This window comes from Nocardia sp. BSTN01, from assembly GCF_015354405.1.
Lineage (GTDB): Bacteria > Actinomycetota > Actinomycetes > Mycobacteriales > Mycobacteriaceae > Nocardia.
Map to the genome: position 1 here is coordinate 195,108 of NZ_JADKYP010000004.1, position 22,124 is coordinate 217,231.

At 65.3% G+C, this 22,124-nt stretch carries 19 protein-coding genes and 1 tRNA gene; 12 read left to right on the forward strand and 8 right to left on the reverse strand.

The window, feature by feature from the left end; genetic code table 11:
• Nucleotides 1-7 precede the first annotated feature (7 nt).
• Entirely contained in the window at nucleotides 8-4,108 is a 4,101-nt protein-coding gene (gene mobF / locus IRT45_RS05995; RefSeq protein ID WP_194804880.1) for a MobF family relaxase, read from the reverse strand.
• Between the two features lie 366 nt (nucleotides 4,109-4,474).
• A complete protein-coding gene (locus IRT45_RS06000) occupies nucleotides 4,475-5,041 on the reverse strand; it encodes a hypothetical protein (RefSeq protein ID WP_194804881.1) in 567 nt (188 codons plus the stop codon).
• 742 nt (nucleotides 5,042-5,783) lie between these two features.
• Here IRT45_RS06000 and IRT45_RS06005 point away from each other — a divergent pair.
• Both IRT45_RS06005 and IRT45_RS06010 read left to right on the forward strand, forming a co-directional pair.
• On the forward strand, nucleotides 5,784-6,584 hold the full coding sequence (locus tag IRT45_RS06005) for a hypothetical protein (protein ID WP_194804882.1): 801 nt from the start codon (nucleotides 5,784-5,786) through the stop codon (nucleotides 6,582-6,584).
• A gap of 335 nt (nucleotides 6,585-6,919) precedes the next feature.
• Nucleotides 6,920-7,321 (forward strand): hypothetical protein, encoded by a 402-nt coding sequence (locus tag IRT45_RS06010; protein WP_194804883.1) that lies wholly within the window; start codon nucleotides 6,920-6,922, stop codon nucleotides 7,319-7,321.
• Between the two features lie 163 nt (nucleotides 7,322-7,484).
• On the opposite strand, the gene IRT45_RS06015 is transcribed toward IRT45_RS06010, so the two are convergent.
• From IRT45_RS06015 to IRT45_RS06025, 3 genes are all read right to left on the reverse strand, one after another.
• Nucleotides 7,485-8,192, reverse strand: a complete 708-nt coding sequence (locus tag IRT45_RS06015) for a hypothetical protein (protein WP_194804884.1) — start codon at nucleotides 8,190-8,192, stop codon at nucleotides 7,485-7,487.
• 348 nt (nucleotides 8,193-8,540) lie between these two features.
• Nucleotides 8,541-8,903, reverse strand: coding sequence for a hypothetical protein (locus tag IRT45_RS06020; protein WP_194804885.1), 363 nt, complete (start codon nucleotides 8,901-8,903; stop codon nucleotides 8,541-8,543).
• A 205-nt stretch (nucleotides 8,904-9,108) separates the two neighbouring features.
• Nucleotides 9,109-9,531 carry a hypothetical protein gene (locus IRT45_RS06025; protein ID WP_194804886.1) on the reverse strand — a complete coding sequence of 141 codons (423 nt, stop codon included), beginning with the start codon at nucleotides 9,529-9,531 and terminating at the stop codon, nucleotides 9,109-9,111.
• A 239-nt stretch (nucleotides 9,532-9,770) separates the two neighbouring features.
• On the opposite strand from IRT45_RS06025, the gene IRT45_RS06030 reads away from it, so the two are divergent.
• Both IRT45_RS06030 and IRT45_RS06035 read left to right on the forward strand, forming a co-directional pair.
• Complete coding sequence (locus IRT45_RS06030; RefSeq protein ID WP_194804887.1) at nucleotides 9,771-10,391, forward strand: hypothetical protein; 621 nt, start codon at nucleotides 9,771-9,773, stop codon at nucleotides 10,389-10,391.
• A gap of 17 nt (nucleotides 10,392-10,408) precedes the next feature.
• A complete protein-coding gene (locus IRT45_RS06035; protein WP_194804888.1) occupies nucleotides 10,409-10,924 on the forward strand; it encodes a DUF6301 family protein in 516 nt (171 codons plus the stop codon).
• 121 nt (nucleotides 10,925-11,045) lie between these two features.
• Here the strand turns inward: IRT45_RS06035 and IRT45_RS06040 are convergent, their stop codons facing one another.
• Nucleotides 11,046-12,128, reverse strand: coding sequence for a hypothetical protein (locus IRT45_RS06040; RefSeq protein WP_194804889.1), 1,083 nt, complete (start codon nucleotides 12,126-12,128; stop codon nucleotides 11,046-11,048).
• A gap of 663 nt (nucleotides 12,129-12,791) precedes the next feature.
• Here IRT45_RS06040 and IRT45_RS06045 point away from each other — a divergent pair.
• The 4 genes from IRT45_RS06045 (at nucleotide 12,792) to xerC (ending at nucleotide 16,345) form a co-directional block, all read left to right on the forward strand.
• Nucleotides 12,792-13,754 (forward strand): hypothetical protein, encoded by a 963-nt coding sequence (locus tag IRT45_RS06045; protein ID WP_228533714.1) that lies wholly within the window; start codon nucleotides 12,792-12,794, stop codon nucleotides 13,752-13,754.
• A gap of 54 nt (nucleotides 13,755-13,808) precedes the next feature.
• Nucleotides 13,809-14,408, forward strand: coding sequence for a hypothetical protein (locus IRT45_RS06050; RefSeq protein ID WP_194804891.1), 600 nt, complete (start codon nucleotides 13,809-13,811; stop codon nucleotides 14,406-14,408).
• Nucleotides 14,409-14,823: 415 nt separating this feature from the next.
• Nucleotides 14,824-14,997: a hypothetical protein gene (locus IRT45_RS06055; RefSeq protein ID WP_194804892.1), complete on the forward strand. Its 174-nt coding sequence runs from the start codon at nucleotides 14,824-14,826 to the stop codon at nucleotides 14,995-14,997.
• A 70-nt stretch (nucleotides 14,998-15,067) separates the two neighbouring features.
• Entirely contained in the window at nucleotides 15,068-16,345 is a 1,278-nt protein-coding gene (xerC, locus tag IRT45_RS06060) for a tyrosine recombinase XerC (protein ID WP_194804893.1), read from the forward strand.
• Nucleotides 16,346-16,444: 99 nt separating this feature from the next.
• Here xerC and IRT45_RS06065 read toward each other — a convergent pair.
• Both IRT45_RS06065 and IRT45_RS06070 read right to left on the reverse strand, forming a co-directional pair.
• Nucleotides 16,445-16,517, reverse strand: a tRNA-Ala gene (locus tag IRT45_RS06065).
• An 89-nt stretch (nucleotides 16,518-16,606) separates the two neighbouring features.
• Nucleotides 16,607-17,317 (reverse strand): uracil-DNA glycosylase, encoded by a 711-nt coding sequence (locus tag IRT45_RS06070; protein WP_194804939.1) that lies wholly within the window; start codon nucleotides 17,315-17,317, stop codon nucleotides 16,607-16,609.
• A gap of 461 nt (nucleotides 17,318-17,778) precedes the next feature.
• On the opposite strand from IRT45_RS06070, the gene IRT45_RS06075 reads away from it, so the two are divergent.
• The 4 genes from IRT45_RS06075 (at nucleotide 17,779) to IRT45_RS06090 (ending at nucleotide 22,081) form a co-directional block, all read left to right on the forward strand.
• Nucleotides 17,779-18,222, forward strand: coding sequence for a GyrI-like domain-containing protein (locus IRT45_RS06075; RefSeq protein WP_194804894.1), 444 nt, complete (start codon nucleotides 17,779-17,781; stop codon nucleotides 18,220-18,222).
• Entirely contained in the window at nucleotides 18,219-18,650 is a 432-nt protein-coding gene (locus tag IRT45_RS06080) for an effector binding domain-containing protein (protein ID WP_039780726.1), read from the forward strand. Before IRT45_RS06075 ends, IRT45_RS06080 begins: the two co-directional genes overlap by 4 nt.
• 554 nt (nucleotides 18,651-19,204) lie before the next feature.
• Nucleotides 19,205-21,019, forward strand: a complete 1,815-nt coding sequence (locus IRT45_RS06085; protein WP_063064525.1) for an EAL domain-containing protein — start codon at nucleotides 19,205-19,207, stop codon at nucleotides 21,017-21,019.
• A gap of 9 nt (nucleotides 21,020-21,028) precedes the next feature.
• Nucleotides 21,029-22,081, forward strand: coding sequence for a GAF domain-containing protein (locus tag IRT45_RS06090; RefSeq protein ID WP_194804895.1), 1,053 nt, complete (start codon nucleotides 21,029-21,031; stop codon nucleotides 22,079-22,081).
• The last annotated feature ends 43 nt before the right edge of the window (nucleotides 22,082-22,124 follow it).

Sequence of the window (22,124 nt, forward strand, 5' to 3'; positions counted from 1 at the left end):
TCGATCTCTACAGATCGAGGTCATAGCCAGGCCGGGCGCCGATGTCAGGTTCCGCATGGTCGAGGAGGTCTGGCTCGAAACCATCGAATTCCACTCCGCCTGGTTGGGCGATATCGATGGCATCTTGGATCGCTTGCGCGTGTGACGACGGCTCGGAAGTTGTTTCTGTGTCGGCTTCTCCGTTCGGCGCGGCGGGTGCATGGGTCAGGTCGAGCCGGTGCCAGAGGGCGGCTGCGGGCATGTCGTCGGGGAGTGGGCGTTGGTTGGCGGCGGTGGTGAGGAGGGCTTCGATGTCGTGGCCGGCGTCGGCGGCGGTGTCTAGATATTGGGCGAGTACCGGCCACCAGGGGTCGGTGGGGAGGCGCGTGTCGATGCGTTTCGCGAGTGGGGACCAGGTGTGGGTGGCGGTGTGCAGGTCGCCGAGGGTATCGACGACTTGGGTCTCGAGATGCTGTTGGTGGTGGCGTTCTGCTGCGGGGTAGCGGCGGGGCCCGGTGGGGCGGAGGTCGGTGTCGGGGACGTGGTGGGCAGCACGCCATACCGCGAGTTGCGCTGTGAGGTCGTGGTTTTCGAGTATCGGGTGCGCCCATTTGGGTGCCGACGAGGGGGTCCATGCCTGGGTATCGGCGTGAATCTGGTGGGTCAGTGTGGTGATGATGCGTGCCCGGGCGTGAAGCTGTTGGGTGGTCTCGTCGTCGGGGAGTTCGGCGGGGATTGCGCGGGTCCAGGGCAGCGGCCCGGCGCTGGTGGAGTGGGTGCCGGTGGTGTCGAGGCGCCAGTCGAGGACGGCGGCCGGGTCATGCGCGGTATCGAGTTCTCGTTCGCTGGCGGCCTGTTGGAGTGCGCGGACCGGGTTGTGTCCGGTGATGGCGAGGGTGGCGAGATGTTGGCGCAATACGGGGTAGGCGGGGGAGTCGGTGAGGCCGGGCAGCAGTTGCTCTGCGGCGTGATCGAGTCCGTCCATGACTTCTTCGCCGAGGATCTTTTCGACAGCCAGGCCGATGGCGTCGTGGTAGGTATCGACGGCGCGACCGAGTCGTCTGTGGGGATTGAGCGTGTCGCAGAGATCCGCGTGGGCGCTGGTGTGGGTGGCGTCGCGGGCGAGAATGCGTTGCAGGACTTCAGTGCTGGTGCGAGGAAGAACGGCGGGTTCGCTCCAGTGGGAGTGTTCGTCACCGTCGCTGGTGGTTGCGATGTAGGCGTGGTTGGCGTGGATGCCGCGGGTCATGGCGACGTAGAGCTGGTTGCGGGATTCGCGGCCGGTGAGCGCGACGTGGCAGGTGTCGACAGTGATGCCTTGGGCGGAGTCGATGGTCATCGCGTAGCCGAGGCGCACGTGTTCGGCGACATAATCGGCGGGCAATAGGGCCGTGGCGCCGGGTTGTCGGCCGGTGCGCAGGTGTGTGGCGGTGAGGCTGCCGTCGGGGTGGACGGCGGTGATCGTCCAGCGGTAACCGTTGCGGACCCAGTCGTTGTCGCCGAGACGGATGCGCGGGTTGTTGCGCCGGGTGCAGATGATGTCGCCGGCCGAGGCGGCCCGGCCGTCGGCGAGGACCACTTCCGGGCCGGGAGGTGTGGTGGCTCGGGTGAGGCGGTCGGTGCGGGCGCGGGTGTTGAGGTCGGCGACGAGGTCGTGGGTGGGGGCGAGCATGAGGGTGTCGCGTCCGGCGTGGTGGTCAGCGAACCATGCCATGTAGGTCTTGTCCGCGATGGCGGCCGGGCTGCCGGAGTGGATGCGCTGGTGGTCGAGGTAGTAGCCCAGACCGGCCGGATCGCCCTCGCGGAGGGCGAGGCTGGCGGCGGCTTCGTGGGGGTCGGCGATGCGGACGACGTCGGTCATGGTGACCGAGTTGGTGAGGTCGGTGGCGGTGCCGCCGGGGTCGATGGAGGGCAGTTGTGCGGTGTCGCCGAGGCAGCGGATGGTGGCGTCGCGGTGGGTCAGGAACTCGAACAGGCGCAGTCGTTTGTCGTCGCCGAGTTTGACGTGCTCGTCGACGACGACAAGTGTGCGGGCGTCGATTTCCAGCAGCCATTCCGGCAACTGTGGCGGAGATGGAGAGTCGGTGATCGTGTGAGCGGTGGCTATGTGCTGGTCAAGGATGTGCAGTAGACGGTCGACGGTTTCGACTCGGATACCGGTGGTTTCGGCGAGGACCGCGGCTGCGGCGGCGGTGGGCGCGAGGCCGAGAACCGTGCCGCCGGAGGCGTGCCAGGCGTTGACGAGCACGCGCATCGCGGTGGTTTTCCCGGTGCCGGCGGGCGCATTCGCAACCGCGATCCGTAGCGGTGAGCACGCAAATACGGTGACGACCGCGACTTGTCCGGGATTCACCGGCTTGCCGAGATTGGCGGGATCGGTGTTGTAGGAGTCGATCGCCGAGGCGACCACAGCGGCGGGAAGAGTGCGGGCGCCGGGTTGTACCGAGAGGTCGACGAGGCGTTGTTCGGTGCCGAGCCGACGCGCGGAAGTGTAGGTCTGACTGCCAGGAACGGTGTAGACGCTGGTCCCGTCGCGACGCTGAAAGCCCGTCGGTGGATGCTGGAGAACAGCTTCGGCGGTGACGTCCGGATCGCCACGCGCGAGGGACCTCGCGGGCGATAGCGCTTCGCGGACGACGGCTTCGACCACGCTCGGCCACTGGGTCGGATGGATGTGTCCGCGGGTTTGGCGTTCGGTTTCCGCGCGGATGTGGTGGTGCTGCCACACCGAGCGTTGCCCGGAAACGACGTCGACGACGTGGTCGGCGGTGCGGGAAATCCACGCCTCATCGATCGTCGGGCGAGAGTGGTCGGCGCGGTTGAGCGCCGAAGAGACGATCCCTTCGACCGCATTCGGTCCGCCGAGCAGTGTGGCTGCGTCGGTGTGCCAGTCGTGGCGTTGTTGGGCGTAGGAACGTGAGAGGTGTTTGGCGGGGCGCGTTTCGAGAGTGGCGCGCTCAGCGAGAGCGAACAGTTCTTTCGGTGTCGGTTCCCGTCCGAGTTGCTGCTGGAACGACACCGCGAGCGTGCCGAGTCTGTCGGTGATGGCGGTGTCACGACGCGACCAGTGGCGGATCAACTCGATTGGAATTCCTTTGATTTCGCGGATGGGTCGCTTGTTCGGGGTGGGCGCGGGCCGTTCGGTGAAGCTGATGCCGAGGCTGGTTTCGAGGTGGTGTTCGAGGCGGGTGTTGTAGATCTCGCTGACGACCACGAGGTTGCGATAGAAGTGGGTCGCATCCAGCGTCCGCCATTTCCCGTCGAGGGTGCGTACCCGGTTGGCGATGAGCATGTGGGTGTGCAGATCGGGGTCGCCGGAGCGTGATTCGCGGTGGGTGAACCGTGCGGCGATGAGTCCTTCGACGTCGACTTGCCGCACGCCGCGGGTGCCGAGTCGGGTGTAGGTGGCGTTGTTTTCCAGCCAGGCGGTGGCGTCGTCGACGGCGGCATTGTGGGCGGCGTGGATGGCGTCGGCGATGGGTTTGGGGGCGATGGCCCACAGCGCGGAGACGCTTTTGACGGGTGAGAAGGTGATGTCGAACCCGGCGACCGCGGCCGATTGGGGGCGGGAGATGCGGGCGACGAATCCGGACAGTTCGCGATCGTCGAGCGGTGGGCGGTCGTAGTTTTCCACGAACATCGTTGTTGCGACCTCTGTCCGGATCCGGGCGCGGGTGTCTTTGTCGATGGCGGTGTTGGCGTCGAGCCCTCGGGAGAGGTTGTGTTCTCGGTATGCCTGGGCGCATTGGGTGCGGAAGGTGTTGTCGCCGTGGCGGACCGGGAAGGCTTTGCCGAGCTGGCTTGCCTTTTTGGCCGCGTAGACAGCGTCCTTGGGTTTGGCGCCCTTCGCGATCACTTCGGTGACGATCCGGTATTCGATGGCGGTGGCGTTGGGGTGCCGGCCCAGGCCGAACAGGCACCGCATCTGGTCCTCGGTGACTTGGTCGCCGGCTGGGATGTCGAGGGCGGCAAGGCCGGTGCCGTGCCAGGTTCCGGGTGCTTCGCCGCGGGTGGAGTAGTACTCCGCCAGGCTCGAATTGCCCAGGTCGGTGGCGTCGGCGGCGGCTACCTGGCGCTGGTAGTACAGGTAGCTGGTGCCGGCGAGAATCTTGTGCAGCGTCGCTGTCACGTATTCATCAGACACCCAACGACATTCGGATCGCGAGGGCTGGAAGGGAGGTAGTTTGTATCAATTCTCGCCGTTTCGCCAGGTCGTAAGGAAATTCTCAGCCGGAGTGCAGGAGGTCTGCATGTGGTGAGTGGCTTATGGGGGTGTAGTGGGTGTGCATGTGTGATGTGAGGGGAGAGATGTGTTGGTGAGGATATGGGGCGGTAGGGGAAAGGTTGTGTGGAGGGTGTTGTGTGAGTAGCTGGTTGGTGCTTGATGGTTGGGGCTGCTGCAGAGACGGGTGACAACTATGACGCGATCGTGCCCACCTCTTTGCAGGCACGAGGAAATGGCTGTCCCGCAACCTATCGCTAGGCAAATGTCGCGCTACCGTCCGCGTGGGCGGGTGAGCATCGACATGATCTGATCGGTGCTGACTGTAGTGCGCTGCTGTGGGTTGTCGATCATGAATCGGATCGTGGCCAGTAGCGCATTGGTCTCGACCGTCCACCCGGCGGGACGAGGCCACTGATCACCAGCCGGCCGAACCTCGTTCGACAACAGCCGCGCGCTGGAACGCTCGACCACGACTGTCGCCGGGCAGGTCACACTGACGACCGGAATCGCTGCGCGACCTGGGCCGGCGCCGAGCGCCGCACCGGTGACCTCGCACCACGCGAACTCACGGTCATATCCCTGTACCGGACACACCACACGCAGAGTGTCGGGACCGAAGGTCATCCGGTTCAAGCACAGCGAAAGGCACAGCCCCACAACGGTGATGCCGAAACACAGGGCCACCAGGCCGAGACCGAGAAACCCCGCAGGAACCAGCCCTGCAATCGCCCCGCCGGCCAGCACCGCTCCGTACAGCGACACAACAAGAAACAGCAGAGTCGGCGCATGGGAGTAAGGGCGCCAGCCGAGCACCGCGACACCGTCGACGATCCTCACCGCCGGTCTTCTCGGTGTTCTGCTGCACGCCAGAAACATCAGGCCATTGATCCCCACGGCGACGTGTAGGAAGAGTGGCGGTCCGGGAACTGCGGCCAGAGCAAGTACGCACGTCCCGAGCAACACATACCCACCCCCGCTCGAGCGGGGCCAGTGTTCGACCCAGCGGTATTCCGCCGGTCTGCCGTCGGTCTGCGTCACGACAGCCATTATCACCGGCTGGTGCGACTTGTCTGCTTCTCTGCGTGTGTGGCTCGGGGTTATGGGCGATTGCCGGACTGATTCTGGTGATAATCCGTTGCGGTGCACTGCTTTCTGCAACGCATACGAGCATTTCATGGACGGCGAGTAGGCCGATGCCGCGGTAGACCCGCTCGCAAGAATCTACTTCGCTGTGGCGGACGACGCGGACGGCATCCGCGCCGAGACGGGTGTGCCTTGTCGGCGGTCCGTACTTCCCTGAGCAAGTCGGTGACCAGGCTCAGGCCGAGTTCGCGTGCCTCGCCGGTCGTCCAGCCAGTTCGCGCACACAACCTTTCCAGGTCTGCCAGGTTCCATGTTCACTCAAAACACGCTGCGATCCGGAGCAGTCCGGGCGGCGTCATCGTAGTCGACACGCACGAGGGGGAGTACCTCCTTTGCGGAACCGGCCTGCGCGAACGTATTCCCGCCGAGAGATGTTCGAGGAACGTACGTTATCGATCCACGGCCGGGTGCCAGGAGGGACCTTCCTCTGCGATCTTTGCAGGGGCCCGATACTACGGTTGCCTCCGTGAGGGTTGATGAAGACTTCCCCGAGGAGCGGGGCCGGACTCTCGTCGGTGAGGTCGAAAGAGACAGCGATGGCGAGTGGTTTTTCTCGGATTGGTATGCGGTGGTGTTCCCGGGAGAGACGGTGGTGTACCCGGGCGAGACCTGGGGCGGCGTTGGGCGCCACCACAGGCAGGGATCGATTGCTCCGGACACCGTGGTGATTGCCTTCGGTGGGACGGTGGTGGCGCTTGCCGATACCGGCCACCTCCACCTTCTCAACCTCTATGTTCACGACACCGAGTACTACCAGTTCCTGCGGTTGCGGCAAGTACTCGATCCACGGCGGTGGGACGACATACCGTGGGCGCCGTTGCGGCCGGGGCAGTTACTTCACGCGTGGGACAAGTTCCACGGCCTCGACTACTTTCGTCTGCCGGGACGGCCGCCGGTCGCCTACGGATACGCCGATCCCAGTCTGCCGGGGCTACCGGCCGCGATGAGCTACGGCGGGGACTGGTACGACCTGACCGCACAAGCTGGCCTGGAGTACCCGACAGGTCTGCCGGCGGAGCCGGTCCAGGCATCCACGGCCAGGCTGTTGCGCGCGATTCACGAGAACGATCTCGCCGCTGTCGTCGAACAACTCGATGCCGGTGCCGATCCCAATGCTGGTGAGGCCCCTGGTGGTGTCCACCTCAGCTTCTGCGAACCTCGTGCACCGACAGCTGTGGGAAACGCGTACTCACCCGAGATCGCCACCGCGCTGCGGAACGCAGGCGCCGTAGGTTGAACACCCGGGCTCCGATCAGCACGCCAACCTCGGACGGCGGTGTCGTTTCGTCCGGTCGGTGCGCCGGCGGCAGATACAGGACGTTCGCCGGACCGGTTCGGCCTGTCGTATCGAGCGGTGTGAGGGATCGGACGCGGCTGTCCGTGGCCAGGTCGTAGCCGGGACGTCGGATAGGTACGCGGCTGGATAGGGGCCGCCGCTGTGGCATTCGATGTGCGCGGTAGGCGCCTATCGTGAGTGGGTCACCGTCCTGGACTGGATCGGTGTGTGAAGGGTGAGCGGGGTAGCTGGTGGTGCTGGCGAAGTGTCTTCCATGGCGGCATGGCGCGGGGCGGGTGATCAAGCGGTCGTTGATCTATTCGGCGGCCGATCCTGGGCTGCTGGCGCAGGATCGGGCGACGATCGTGGTGCACCGCACGCGGGGTGGGTGGCAGATGCGGTACCACGCCTTCGGCGTTGTGGTGGACGGCCACGAGGTGGCGAAGCTGCGCAGAGGCGGGACCGTCGAGGTGTCGGTGCTTCCGGGGACGCACCGGGTCGAGTTGACAGTCAACTGGTCAGTGGCCAGTCCCAGCCGCCGGGTGACGGTGTCGGCGGGCCAGCGCAGCTACCTGGTGAACACCGCGAAACCCTATCTGCAGGCGCTGGCTGCCGTTCACAGTCGCGAGTTCCTCACCCTGGACCTTGCATCCGAACCACCGTCAACTGCCGAACGCATGCCGCGCGAGGGCATTTGACCAACAACCACCCGAGCGCGATCACTCTCCCAACCATCTGGCAACGAGGGACGCGCGCCCGCCGGGTGGGGCAGCGGTCTGGTTGAGTCTGCGGCTTCGCACAACCAAGGATGTGGAGCCTCCTCGAGCCGCGCTCCCGGCCGCACCAGGGCGCCAGACGGGGTCAATCGGTCGCGCGCGCGGCCGCGTATTCGGGGAAGCGCTCCCGCAGTGCGGTATCGAACGCGGTGGCATCGGCCAGAGAATCTCTTTTGTGGAATTGCTCACGATGCAGGTACCAATCCATCAACGCCGCCGCATCCGATACGCGGTCGTCGAGAATGCACAACAACAGAGTGCCACGCAGCAACGTCGGGTCCGGATTGGTCTCCCACGGAGCGATAGTGGGCTCGCGCGCCGTTTGCAGCAGGGCGGGAAAGGTAGATCGTTTGTCGAACCACGTACGTACCGGGCCGCGAACACACGCCATGAAATCAGCGACCGCGTCATCAACAACATCGGCGTAAATCATGATCGGAAACGTCTCCGTATCATCGAGTAGCTCAAAGAGTCCACGATTGATGTCACCGCGACTGAGGCCTTCGCCAGGTAACTCTTCCATGAGCTTGTCGACAGCCGGTGACCCGATCCTCGCGGTACCCGACAGGCTCAGACCACCGTCATGTTGCCGCTCGATATAGGCGTCGAGTACTTGAGTCATGCCGGGGATCGGAGCCTGGGCAGGGTGAAACGAGAGTTTCGTCCACAGGACTTTCTTGGCGCTGGGTCCCGCCTGGGGTGGTGCGGCGAGGGTGTAGCCTTCGGCCTGCATGACCTTGGGGAGGCGGGTGATGATCTGCTTGGTCCACGCGATCTGGAAACGTGCACCCACGCCTAAATCCCTTCTCGGACAGCAATTTCGTGTTTGCCCGCCAGTGCGTCTGCGAGCGTGAGCGGTGGCCAGGGTCGCGGGCCCGTTCGGACACTCGGCCGTGCTCGAATTCGGCGATAGCACCCAGGGATCTGGAAGAACGTGCGCCTGATCGCGGTGGCGGTGTCGCTGCCCTGATCAAGCACCACCATCGACGCCGCGCGGTCCTGCAGTGTCTTCGATTAGCGGGGCGAGTCTCGCGTCGACGTGGTGCAGCGTCTCGAGCCGAAGGTGGCCGCTCGGTGCCGCTGCGGCCCGCTCACCCATTCCATGCAAATCAGCACACTGCAGAACCCGCGGATGCACTTGTCACCAGCGCCATTGGAGGTGGCCATCGCCGAGGAATTCGAGCGAGTACGCCTGGTGGTCCAATCCGTCCTGGGTCTTGATTGTCCATGTGCCGTACTCGCACCAATCAACATCAGCCTGTGTCACGTCGTGGCGAGCCAACTCCTGTATGCAGAGTCGGTCGTATGAGTCGTCGTCCTCGGGCAGGTCCTCCGTCTCGTTCAGCCACTGCAGGTAGCTGGCAGCTCGGTCCGAGCGTGCTCCCCGTGCAGGGTCGGAATCTTGCAAAGTACCGTTAGCCCAGGGGGTTTCATAGGAGTATGCGGTGATCAAGCCGACGGGCTCCTGATTGCGGAACAGCTGCATCGGCGTTCGTAAATCCATAGGGTCAGGCTAGAGGAGCCACTCCGGGGCGCATCGTGCTGTGAATCCGGCAACGCAGGCGTGCTCGTAGATACATGAGCTGACGTAGGGGGGAAGTAGTCGCCGAGTTCGATCCACAGCGGGCCGGCTGGGCTCGTCGAGCACGCCCCCGTCGGCGAGGAGCGGCCCTGGTAGCCATCACGCGGTGACTGCCGCGGCCGTGGGGTCATGGCCGGAATCCGATGCTGATTCGGGTGATGATCGGTTGCGGTGCGCGGTCCTGGTAGAGGCAGCTCAGCATCTCACGCACGGCCAAGACGCCCAGTCCGCGATAGACCGGCGCGCAGGAATCGACCAAGGATTGTTCGATGGCGCGGACCACCACTCGCGCCGAGACCGACTCGCCGCGGCGGCGGTCCGGGTCGTGGGTGCCCGTGCCCGCCAACTCGATCAAGGCCCCCTCGGCGAGAGCGTCGTTGAGTTCGGTGTAAGGGCATGGTGCGCAGGCGAATTCGACCGATGATGGTTCGCCGTCGGGGATAGGCTCGAAATCCACTACGGCGTAGCCCCAGTCGGGCGCACAATTGCCCGGCGATTTCTTCGAGCGCACCGAGACTCCGCGCACCGGCCGGGCCAGCAGGATCGTCATGTCGCGATGATACGAGGCTGCGAACGGTCGAGCACCGATCTCGACTGCGACCCTGCGGTCGATCCGAGGAAGTCAGTAGCCGGCGTCGTCCGGACCAGCAAGCGCCGCTTCTCGGGAAACGCCCGGGCCGCAGAGGATCCGCCACCATCAGACGGGGTCAGCATGTCGTTGGGTTGCTGTAGCTTTCGGGCAGTGATCGCGGATCGGCGCGGTCCGCGTGGGTGGAAGGCGCGACAGCGTTGAGTGAAGAACAGGTCCCTGGCACCGCTGGTGCGCCGGTCGGTGGAGGCAAGCGGCGAGGTTGGGTGCGGTGGGCGCGGTTCGCGGGGCCGTTGGTCGGGGCCGTGATCGGGGTGACGGCAGCCAACTGGGGACAGCTGTGGCACTCCGGTCACGCTGATGCCGATGCCCATGCGGTGGTGGTGTTGCCCGCGGCGGTCGAAGGGTATGCGCAGCAGACCGATGCCGACGCCGCGGCGCTGGTTCAGCAGATTCTCGCCCAGGGCCAAGGCAAGAAGGGGATCGGTACGCACGTGGCCGGTGTGTACGGGCCGGATGGATCCAGTGATGTGGTGGTTGTGGAGGCGTTGACCGGGCATGCGGGGCACCCGGATCAAGACATCGCCGACGATATCGACAAGCAGCGGGCCGCGACCGGGGTGACGATGAGTCCGGTGGATGCCGGCCCGCTGGGCGGAAAAGCGGTGTGTGGCACGGGAACCAGTCAAGGCGCGGCGGCGGCGATCTGCGAGTGGATCGACGCCGACACCTTCGGGCGCCTGGTCTGGAGTGGCGCGCTCGCAGCGGACGGTCCGAGCCATCTGCAGGAGATCCGCGCCCAGATCGAGCACACGTACTAAAGGGAACGACCAGCATCATGCGGATAGACCTCGACCGTGCCCTCGCCGTCGTCCAGGCCGCGATAGCGTTCGACTGGACCTGGACCACCGACGACCTGCCCGGCTTCGCTCACCGTGTGGGTTGGCAGGTCGAGGGTCTCGACCCACCGACGATCACCACCAACTTCGATGTCAACCGCACCGACGCGGTGGCCTACCTCGACCACAGGCCTCGGCCCGTCGGCGCCCGGTCGGTCCACCGCATCTGCTACTACTACACCGACGTCGTGCTCGACGACCCGAGCGTCAAACCGCAGCTGGACAACGCGTTCAACACAATCGCCCCCCGGATACACGAACTCGCGGGCGAGATCCTGACCGAAACCTGGTCGCGCAACGACACCCGGATGTTGCGCTGGGATCTTCCGAACCTGGTCGTGAAACTCTGGGTCAACGACGGTGCCGGGGATATCGATCTGGTCAATCCAGCGCGGCAAGCGCGTGACGACGAGTTCGACCGAATGCTCGAGTCGTCGGAAGAAGACACCGGCTGAAGCACCTTCCAAGTACTGGGCCCGAGCTCGTACTGAGCTGGAAATGAACTACCGCGCGGACCGGGTGCTCGATTTCGACGCCTCGGTCAGATCTGGATAGCTTCGGGTGGTCGGCGGGCGATCATGAATCGGTGCGGGAGATGCCCAACTCGGCCTCGAGATAGGACATTGCGACGTGGCCCCAGGAGGAGAACGTGACTTCGTTTGGACCGTTGACGCCGAGGACATCGCGGAACGTGGCAGCCGTCCGCTGTGCCACATCACCGAATGCCACATTCCTCCAGTGGCGTCCACGCGGTGCTAGCCACCCTGGGTGTTCAAAGCCGTAGGCCTGCTGGGGCGCCCATGTCCACCCCAACCGCGTCATCCGCTGATGAAACTCGTCTCGACTGAGCCCGGCCGACTCCCACATGACCGACTCATTGGCGATGGCGAAGTTGTCATTCACGAACTGGACGAAACACTTGTCCCGATCAACTCCCGGCGCCGACAACGTCAGCATCGCACCTTTCGGTAGCGTGGTGAGGACCCATTCGAGTCGCTCAACGAAATCTGCCCAGTCGCAACATTTTTCGTCAGTGCCGCGTTCACTCGGACGATCCGGGGCGATCGAGGTCAGCTTGCGTGTGATCCCGTGGAGAGCGTCGACGGGCCCGTTGTCGTCGAACGTGCTGTAGCGCAACCGCTCCGGCGTCGCCTCCAGCCCGTCACGGAGAACCTCGATTACTGCGGCAGCGATCTTGGAGCGCGCGACCGGGTCATTTGGCCAGTAGGTGCGCCATTGCAGCGCGGTTTCCGGGCGCCGGGCGACTCTGGCTCGTGCTCGACTATGGGCAGGCCGTGCCAACTCCTCGGGTGTCCATTCTTCGGCGGCTTCTTCGGCGGGGGTGACCCATCGCGGATCGGGCATCCACACCGCGAGCTCGGAGACGACCCGCGTGCTCGAGTCTGCCCCGACAATCGTGCTGATAGATGTTCTTCGGTGCGATCGAAGCACCGACAACAAACGGTCACGGACTTGGTGATCGGCCGGAACGGGAACCTTGATCAGTACCTCGTCGCCCCAGACGTAGAACATCACTTCGTGTCCGGACGCGTTGTCGCGCAGCCGGATACCGTTCCCGGAGCGCGGTTGGTCCTCGCCGAAGTCGAACAGATACTCCGGCATGTCCTCGAGGATCCGCGCCCAGCCGTTTTCAGTCATCTTTGTCTCCCCGATCCTGTTGTCGGCGTGACCATACGTGCCGGTACCGACAACGAAACGATCACCACCGAGCAGAGTCTGCCGCGGCGGTCTACCCGCCCGTCTGCGTCACGACAGCCATCGCCGGCCGATCCTTCTTGTCTGCAACTCTGACATCTGCCGGGAAGACCTACTACTGAAAGGCGTGGGAAACCCCCAGATCACCTGCGAGTCCGCACGAAAATGTCAGCGTCTCGGCCGCTTCGAAATGTCAGTGCACACGCTACTGGCGAACTCGAGGACATTCAGGCCGGCTGCCGCGCCTGCCGGGGCGGTCGGGCTTTCTCAGCGTGGCATCGGATTCCGGTCCCCGGAGAAGGCCTGGCCGCGCGCGGACAGCGCCTCGGCTGGCCAACGGCCACGCGAGTGTGTTTCCAACCACGGACCGTTTAGCAATCCGCGTACACGGTACGTGCTACTGCCCATGTCTGCGAGACATGTTCCCCCGGAATACATCTCGTGAACGACCGTATCCGGGCGCTGCTGACCAACGACAGCCCTACACACTCCGGGGGTTTCTGGCGTTCGGTCAGCGCAGCATGCGGCATGCGCGGGCGCTGGGAGTCGATGTTGTCGTTGGGGTCGGATACGTTTCTCGCGACAGAGTGACACGGGAGGACGATCATGACGGCCAAGGGCTTGGAGAAGCTGCAGGCTGCGATCCCTGAGCTGGTGTTCATCGAGTTCGACGATGATGCCGAACCGATCCAGAAATGGAAGTTCGTCAGGTTGCGCGACCGCGGTTCCGGTAACGAGGTCGTGGTCTACGAGAACGGGAAGTCGGTCGAGATCACGATCGCCGGCCCGGTGGATCCGGATGCTCCGCCCCAGGCGCGCACGGTGTTGCAGAACGGGGCGATTTGGCCGCGCGGGTCCGCTGACGGCGAACGCTTTGTTATCGGCTGGAACCCTATGCGCGCCGAAGACAGTTACATCCAACAGGTGTCGGCTTCGGTCATCGAGATCATGCGCGACGGGCTGGGAATGGACCTCGAGCGCGTTCGCTACACCGCGGGCGACGAAACCGGATACCAGCCCGGGCCGTGGGCACTGCGTGACCTGTTGACCGCCGAGCAACCCACCGAGCGCGGCGCGCCCGATCGGTGCACCGACTGGACGGATTTCGCCGAGCGATTGGAATGGGTATTGAGCACTATGCCCGGCTACGACATCGTGACCGTCGATGCCCCGGCAGTGGTTGATCTCGGTTCGATCCAATTCCAGCAGGACGATGGGAGATTGGAGGCGACCATGATCACATCGGACACCGTCGCTGGGTTCGGTGACCAGGACCTTCGGCTGCGGGCACTGGGCTGGCGAGCGACAGAGGGACCGGGAGACCCCTATGTGGAATGGCTGTATGGCCCGTTCTGTTCGTCCGCCGGTTTCATCGACCGTCGCCTTGACCGAATTCCGCACCTCGCGGTCGACACTTTCCGCACGGTGCACGGCGTCAACAGCCCACAAGACCTCGCTATCCGCGGCGATGAGCAGACCGTTGTCAACGGCCCCCAGGCTTATATCAGCAGAGAACTCGGCATCCCCTGTCTTCCCTGGGAAAGTCCCGCGACAGCCGCGACGGCGTAGGCGGTGTATCGCGACCGCCACCCACACCGCGAAGCCGGGATCCGATGGCGGGCAGTGGCCGTGTTCGTGCTCGCGACCGTTCTTGCGCCCGCGCTGGTTTCGTGCGCGCAATCGCATCGCGGCGGAACCGAATCAGCAAGCGGCTCAGGGTGGACGAAGATGCCTGAGCTCACCTATCTCAACGATTTCCCGGTCGAGCCACAGATGACGGAGCAGATCGCTCAGGCGAAGACCGTCGAGCACTTATCGGAGACGATTCGAGGGCTTCCCGCGGAGTGGACTCTGACCATCGGTGATCACTGGCAGGGCGAGCCATCGAACCACGCGCGAATGCTGGACAAGTGCACCTTCGAAAAGGAGGTGCCACATGCGCCGTACGGACTTTGGATCGACTATCACTTGGACGGCAGCAATGATCCGCTGGCCGAGTATCTACCGGCTCTACGTTCGATCTGGAAGTCCTTGGGATGGACTCTGACGGAGAACGTGGCAAATCCCCGAGTCCTCAAAGCGACCACGCCTGACCATTTCGCCCTGACAGCCGCCCAAACCCCTGGCACCGGTGAAACGATGATCACGACGACGTCGCCGTGTTTTCCGGAGACGAATCGCGGTGGCGCCGGCCCGTTGCCGGGTTCCATCCCTCGCTCGTGATCATGTGTAGTCGGGGGTTCAGTGGGTCCAGGTTTGGGTAGCGTACGACCGATGGTGCTGGTGGCGCCCGGCATAAGTAGCTGAGCCGCGGCGGTTGTCCGGTTGGCGTGACGGTCGGTGCGAAGCTAGCCCGCCTGCCGGTATCGTGGCGTATGCGAGGAGCTGACTGGTCTCGGGTAATAGACCCGTCAGGAGTATGTCGTGGCAAAGGAACGCCCGTCCTCATTCCGCCCGCATCTGTCTGCCGTTTGTGCGAGGCGCCCTCATCAAAGTGATCGGAGCCTGGTCCCGGTTTCCGAATTCGGCGGACCACCCGCCATCGTAGCTAACTCTCAGCGAACATATCTCGCTTGATCTTGGCCGCAATCCGATGTCTTCTGATGCGGAGTATCCGGCCAGGCCGATCCGGCGATGGGTGACCACCAGCGCAGCCGCTGCGCATATTCATGTGCATCCGGAAGTCCTTCGGCGCTGGAACCGGCAACGAGACAGGTATCCGTGGCTGCCCAAGCCCAAGCGTGTGGGGAAGGACTTTCGTTGGGATCTCGATGCTTTGGATGCGGCGCTGGATGCGCTCGACGAGGAGTGAGATCGGCTGATCGGTTTCGGCGGTGACGCGAGGGAGGCCGGCGCGGGCGATCGGGGTTCCTGGTTCGCCGATGCTGACGGAGTTGTCGCCGGGGCATTGGTGTGCTCGGCTTCTGGTGCGCGATGCGTCCGGGAGGCGGCGTGACCTCAAGCGGGTGTCGCCGGTGCGGCTCGATGCGCGTGGCCGGAAGATCCCGGACCGCAACGGCTCTCGGGCGCTGGATGAGGTTTTGGCCGCGGCCGCCATGATCCGGGTCGACCTCGGTGGGGAGCTGTCGGAGTCTACGACGGTTCGCAAGCTGTGGCTGCTGTATCGCGCGTATCTGGAGGAGCAGGGGCGTGCGCCGGGGACGCTCGAGCGGTACGACGTGGTGGCGGAGTTGTTCAACACCGCGTTCGGTGAGCGACGGCTGCTCGAGGTCACGACGTCGTCGGTCGAGGCGTTCCTGAAAAGCCTTGGCGCGGCCAAAGGGCCTTCATCGATGCGGACCGGACGCAACGTGTTGTCGGGGATGTTCCGCTACGCCGTCCGCAAGGACGCGCTCAGCGTCAATCCTGTCCGAGAGTCGCAGTTGACCAAGAACATCGAAGCCAAAGGCCGCACCGGCGGCGCTCGCGACATCACTATCGAGGAGCTGCGGTTCATGCTCGCGGCGGTGCGGACCTCGCGGCTGCCGTGCCCGCGCAAGCTGTCTCGCGCGGAACGCAATCGCGGGACGCCGGTGAAGTCCTATACCGCGCCGACGGTCGCGGACTACTGCGAGAGCACCGACCTGGCCGATTGGGTGACCCTGCTCGCGGCTACCGGCCTGCGCCGCAGCCAGACGCTGGGTCTGCTGTGGTCGGACATCGACCTCGACGACTGCACGCTGCGCGTGAGCGGCAAGGTTGTCCGCGTGAAGGGCCAAGGCCTGGTGCGGGTGGAGAAGGACGACGATCCGAAGAACCGTCGCGGAGTGATTGCGCTGCCCGAGTTCGCGGTGGAGATGTTGCGCCGCCGCAAGGTCGCGCTGGCCGCCCGCAGGCTCGCGTCACCGCCGGATCCGAACGCGACGGTCTTGGATCTGGTCTTCCCGTCCACGGTGTGGACGCTGCGCGATCCGCAGAATGTCGGCCACGAGTGGCAGCGAGTCCGCGACGCCCTGGGCATCCCGGACGACGTCACCGCCCACAGTTTCCGCGGCGCGGTCGCCACGATTCTCGACGACGCCGGCCTGTCTGCCCGAGTCACTGCCGACGTCCTCATGCACGTCGATCCAGCCATGACCCAACGCCACTACATGGCCCGAGGCCGCGCCCACAGAGCAGCTGCCGATGCGCTGGACAGAGCCGTCAGCGGACAGTTCTGAAGAACCACGCTCAGCGAATTAGTTGGGACTTTGTTGGAAGATCCGACCAACGAGGTAGGTCTTCGGGCGGAAGAAACCCGCCCTGACCTGCAAGCTGAGTGGAGCTAAGGGGAATCGAACCCCTGACCTTCTCGATGCGAACGAGACGCGCTACCAACTGCGCTATAGCCCCGTGGCTCGTTTCCGTGCCAACGGAGGAGAACTTTAGCAGGTGGGGGCGGGAGATTCCGAATCGGCTGGTCGAGGTGGGGAAATGCGGGGTCAGGTGGGTTCGGGGGTGGGTGGGGTGAGGTGGAGGCCGGTGGCGGCGTCGGCGAGGACTGTGTCGAGCATGGCGGGGGTGAGGCGGCCGGTGAAGGTGTTCTGCTGGCTGACGTGGTAGCTGCCGAACAGTTCGAGGCGGTGGCGGCCGGGGCGGGCGGGTTCGATCGAGTAGCGCACGCCGTGGCCGAATTTGGGTCGGGGGCGAGGGACCTGCCAGCCGGCCGCGGTGAGGGCGGGCATGAGGGCCTGCCAGCCCGAGGAGCCCAGGACGACGACGGAACGGACTGTGGGGGAGAGCAATTCGAGTTCGTTGATCAGCCAGTGCCGGCAGCGGTCGCGTTCGTCGATGGTGGGTTTGTTGTCGGGGGGCGCGCAGTGCACGGGGGAGGTGACGCGGGTGCCGATCAGCCGGAGCCCGTCGTCGCGGCGAATGGCGGTGGGCTGGGTGGCGGCGCCGATGGTGTAGAGGGAGGCGAAGAGTACGTCGCCGCTGCGGTCGCCGGTGAACATCCGGCCGGTGCGGTTTCCGCCGTGGGCGGCGGGGGCGAGGCCGACCAACAGCATGGCGGCGTCGGCGGGGCCGAAACCGGTGACCGGGCGGCCCCAGTAGGTTTCGTCGCGGAATGCTGCGCGCTTCTCGCGGGCGACCTGTTCGCGCCAGGCGACCAGTCGCGGGCAGGCGCGGCAGTCGGTGAGCGCGGTGTCCATGGCGTCGAGGTCGGGATAGTCGGCCGACGCTGTCGCGGCGGTGTTCGGTGTTTCGCTGTGGACGGTGCGACGCACCATCGGTCCTCCGTTCGGTCGGTGCCCCTGCGAGTCTGCCCGTTCCGCGGTGATCGTGTCACACCTATCGCCGTCGGTAGCTGTCTGTTTGCGAGACCCGGCTCGCCGTCCGATGCATGCCGATTCGTGGCTTGTGGGCGATTCGTTCGATCCGGCGCGAGGTGTTCGCGGCGGCGACGAGAGCCGCCGATTTTCGGGATGGGGGCGGCTGTCGGTCGAAAAGCCGACAGGTCGCTGGGAATCGGACCGGTCGGATGATCAGCTGTCCCGGCAGCAGACGCGCAGGTCCGTAGCTTTCGATGTTGATAGCATGGCGTTTCCAGCCGGACGGTCCGCCGCAGCACCGGTTGCGCGGCCCAACGCGATCACATCGAGAGAGTTCTTGCATGCAGTTCGAAATCGTCGAGCGGGACGAGACGTGGGTCGCCGGGCTACCGGTGCGCAGTCCGAAACGTGCGCTCGGAGAACTGCGCGACCGTGATCTCGAGGCGGCCTGGGCCGCGGTGCTGCATCAGGAATTGGGCGGCCCGTTGGCCTCCTCGTACACCGATTACGCATCCGATCTGGGCACGTTCAACACCCAGATCGTCGGCTACGAATGCACCTCGTTCGACCGGGTGACCCGCGGGCATATCGTGTCCCGGCTGCCCGCCGGCGCCTATGCGCGTTTCTCCGCGGTCGGCAATTTTCCGCAGATCATGACCGACCTGTGGACCCAGATCGCCTACGCCGAGGAACACAACCAGATCAAACGCACTTTTACCGGGGATTTCGAGTGCTATCCGCACGCGTACAAGATCGATCTGTACCTGGCGGTAGATCCCCGATGACGTATTCGATCGTGGTCCGCGACGCGGCCATCTACGGCGGCCTGGTGGTGCCGCGGGTCCGGCCGAGTTTCAAGGTCAGCAACAGTGAGCTGATCGAATTCCTGCGTGACCGGCTGCGTGATCGCGAGATCGGCGGTCCCCTCTACACCGTGTACGTGCCCGATCCGGCCGGAAATTACAACGTGCTGGTCAGCTACGAATATCACGCGCCCAAAGAGGTGCCGGTCGGCGATGTGATGATTTGCGTCCCGAAGGGCGTATATGCCCGATTCGAACCCAACGGTGATTATCACGATCCGGTCGAGGACGTCTGGGCTCAGGTCGACGACGCCACCGCGTCGGCCGAGATCACCCGCGCGTATCGCGAGGAGATCGAGGTGTGGCGTGGTCCCGACCGGCTGGAGTTGTTCATCTCGATTCTGGTGTGAAATTAGATTGCCATCAGGTAACCAATTGGGAACCGGGCGGTCTTTTTGTTCTGTGTCGTGCATGACACCGACTGGATGACCTCGATCGATACCGCGCGCCACGCTCGGGTTTCGGAAGATTTGCCGGACGTCTGGTCAATTTCGGAGGGATGACGGATACTTCCCTAGGTGGCCATACCCGACACCGGCGGTACCGCATGCCGAGCGGAGGTGGCCGAACGATCGCGCCGCGCCGCGCAGCAACAGAGTAGGAACCGTATGACTGGGCTGGATGTCGCACCGGAGGCGCTGCGACGATATGGCTGCTGACCACCCTGTGCGACCCCGCCGTACGGCCCTCGTGCCGGCCCTCGGCGAATTCTCCGCCGCACCTCTCCGCGAACTCGCCGCGATTTCATCGCAATACGTCGATACACTAGCGTCGGTTCAGGGCGGATTCATCGACGCTCGGGGCGTGGACGTCCTTCCCTTGACATGCCGTGGATAGCGCGATCGGAGACAAGGTGCCTCGGCGAACGCTCGACTCGTTGGTGACCCAGGTCGCCGCGGAGTTGATGGGTGTCGACGCCACGACGATGGTGGCGGCGACCGAACGAGTGCTGGCCAAACTGGTCGACTACTTCGACGTCGATTTCAGTTTCGTCCGCCATACCGACCGGGAACGGCGGGCGACGGTGCTGGTCGCCGAATGGCCGCCGCGTCAAGGGGTGCCCGACCCCGACCCGCTGCGTGTGGTGTATTTCGAACAGGCCGATTCGGTGTTCCGCGCCGTCGAACACGCCACCGAACCGATGATCGCCCGCCCGACCCCGGAATTCTCCGACTATCAGGAGACGATTCGCCGTTCCGGACTGACCGACGTGACGACCGCGACCGTTCCGCTGATGTCGCGCGGTGAGCCGACCGGGCTGCTCGGATTCATGAAACAGGGCGACCGGCAGTGGAGCACCCGGGAGATCAACGTCCTGAAGGCGATCGCGGCGTTGCTGGCGCAATTGCAGGCCCGGGTGGTGGCCGAGGAACGGCTGCGCTACATCGCCCTGCACGACGACCTCACCGGATTGGCCAACCGTCGCGCCCTGCTCGAACATATGGAGGAGCGGCTGCGTCCGGGCAGTTCGGGGCCCGTCGCCGCCTTCTTCCTCGACCTCGACCGGCTCAAGGCGCTCAACGATTTCCTGGGGCATACCGCCGGTGACAATTTCATCCGCACCCTGTCGTCGCGGCTGAAGGAACATCTCGATCCGAACGACATGATCGCGCGGCTGGGTGGCGACGAATTCGTCATCGTTCCGGCCAAACCGGTCGATCCGGTCGCGGCGGAACTCGAGGCCACCCGGATTCAGCAGTTGATCACCCGCCGGGTGTCGGTGGGCGGGGAAACGGTGAGCCGCGGCGCGAGTGTCGGTGTGGCGCTGGGTATGCCGGGAGAGACCACGGTCGCCGATCTGCTGCGCCGGGCCGACCACGCGCTGTTGTCGGCGAAATCGGGTGGCGGCAACGGCGTCGCGGTGTTCACCGATGCCATGCGCGCGCAGTTCGAACTGCAGGACGACGTCGAGTTGAATCTGCGCGGCGCGGTCTCCGACGGTTCACTGCTGCTGCACTATCAGCCCGAGGTGGATCTGCGGACCGGGCGCATCGTGGCCCTGGAGGCGCTGGTGCGCTGGCAGCATCCCACCCGCGGACTGCTGCCGCCGGGCGCCTTCGTGGGGGTGGCCGAGGCGACGAATCTGGCCGGCGAACTCGGTCGCTGGGTATTGCGCACGGCCCTGGCGCAATTCGCGAAATGGCGGCGCGCCGGGCTGGCCTCGAACGTGGTGATCCGGATCAACGTCTCGCCGGTGCAGTTGGTGAGCCTGGACTTCGTGGAATGTGTCGAGGATGTGCTGCGCCGGCACGGAATCGACGGTAGTTCGGTGTGTCTGGAGATCACCGAACACGTCGTGGTCTCGGATCTGACCCGCACACAGGTGACCTTGCGCGGACTCAAGCGCATGGGCGTGCAGATCGCGATCGACGATTTCGGCACCGGCTACAGTTCGCTCTCGCATCTCAAGGCCCTGCCGGTGGACGCGGTGAAGATCGACCGTGGTTTCGTGCAACGGCTCGGCGCCAGCACCGACGATCTGGCGATCGTGAAATCCATTGTGGGACTTGCCGGTTCGTTTGGCCTCGGCGTGGTCGGCGAAGGGGTGGAGACGGCGGTGGCCGCGCGCACCCTGGTCGGGCTGGGCTGCTACCGGGCGCAGGGCTTCCTCATCGCGCGTCCGATGCCCGCCGACGAGGCCGAACCGCATCTGGCGGAGGGGCGGATCCCGCTCGACCTGGAACTCCCGCGGGTTTCCCGTGGGGCTCATCGGATCTGATTCTCGGGTATGGCCGCCGCCGAATCCGTGGGTTCGCCATGGCTCCTGGTGGAAACGCTCGCGCCCGGGAGTGGGCCGACCATCGTCGCCGACGGGCCTCGCGTCCGGGAATGGACGAGTCTTTCGCGCGCCGGACGCTCGCTCGGAGCGGTTGCCTCCGCCTTGGCGACCGCCGCCGTCGAGCTAGCGGCAGCGGCCGTTCCGTCCGGCTCGGTCGCCGAGTCGGCCGATAACAGGATCGTCGTGTCCGAGGGCGGCTGGACCGCGATCGCGGTGCCGGTCTTCTGCTCGTTCGGGGCAGTGCACGGGGTGCAGTTGTGGGTCGGTGCCGCGGGACAGCAGCCGCCGCCCCGCCGTGCGGTCGCGGCATGGGACTGGGATTCCGATACCGAACTCGCCCACCACGGCCCCGGCCTGGAGGAACTGGCCTTCGCCCGCGCCCGCGAACACGTGCGGGTGGTGCGCACGCCGCCGGAGGTGTTCGGGCGGATGGTGCGCTTCGACGAGCGGATGGGCTACACCGCGGTGGTGGCGGGCACCGATCCGGCCGGGCGCTGGCAGGGGGAACTGGCGATTCGCGGTGACGACGAGATCGTGCGGAACTTCCAGCTGGTCATCCGGGTGCATCGCGAGGATCCGCATCTGGCCGTCTCGACCCGGACCGCGCATGTCACCCGTGCGCTGTTGCACGAGATCACCGACGTCAGACCGCCGCGCCCGGATACCGATCTGGCGATCACCCGGGCGGTGTCGCGGTCGCCCGATGCCGGTGTGGGATTCGTCGAGTTGGCGATGGGGCTGGTATACGAGTGGGCCAGTCCGCCGCCACCGCCGCTGGAACGCTGGAGCACCGAACGGCCGATCGTGCATCCCGATGATCAGCGGGATTACCGGGCGGCGTTCGCGGCCGTCTTCGCCGATGAGACCGGCGCGCCGGCAAGGGAACTCGTGTTTCGTCTCCGATTCGAGGACACCGAATGGATCCCGGTGCGCGCCGAGCTGTCGCGCCTGGGTTCCGAGCGCGCCCACGGCATGATCCGGGTCCGGCCTGCCGCACGCTGACGCGAGTGTCGCCGTCGAGAGGTGAGGCGGTGCGCGCGGTTGG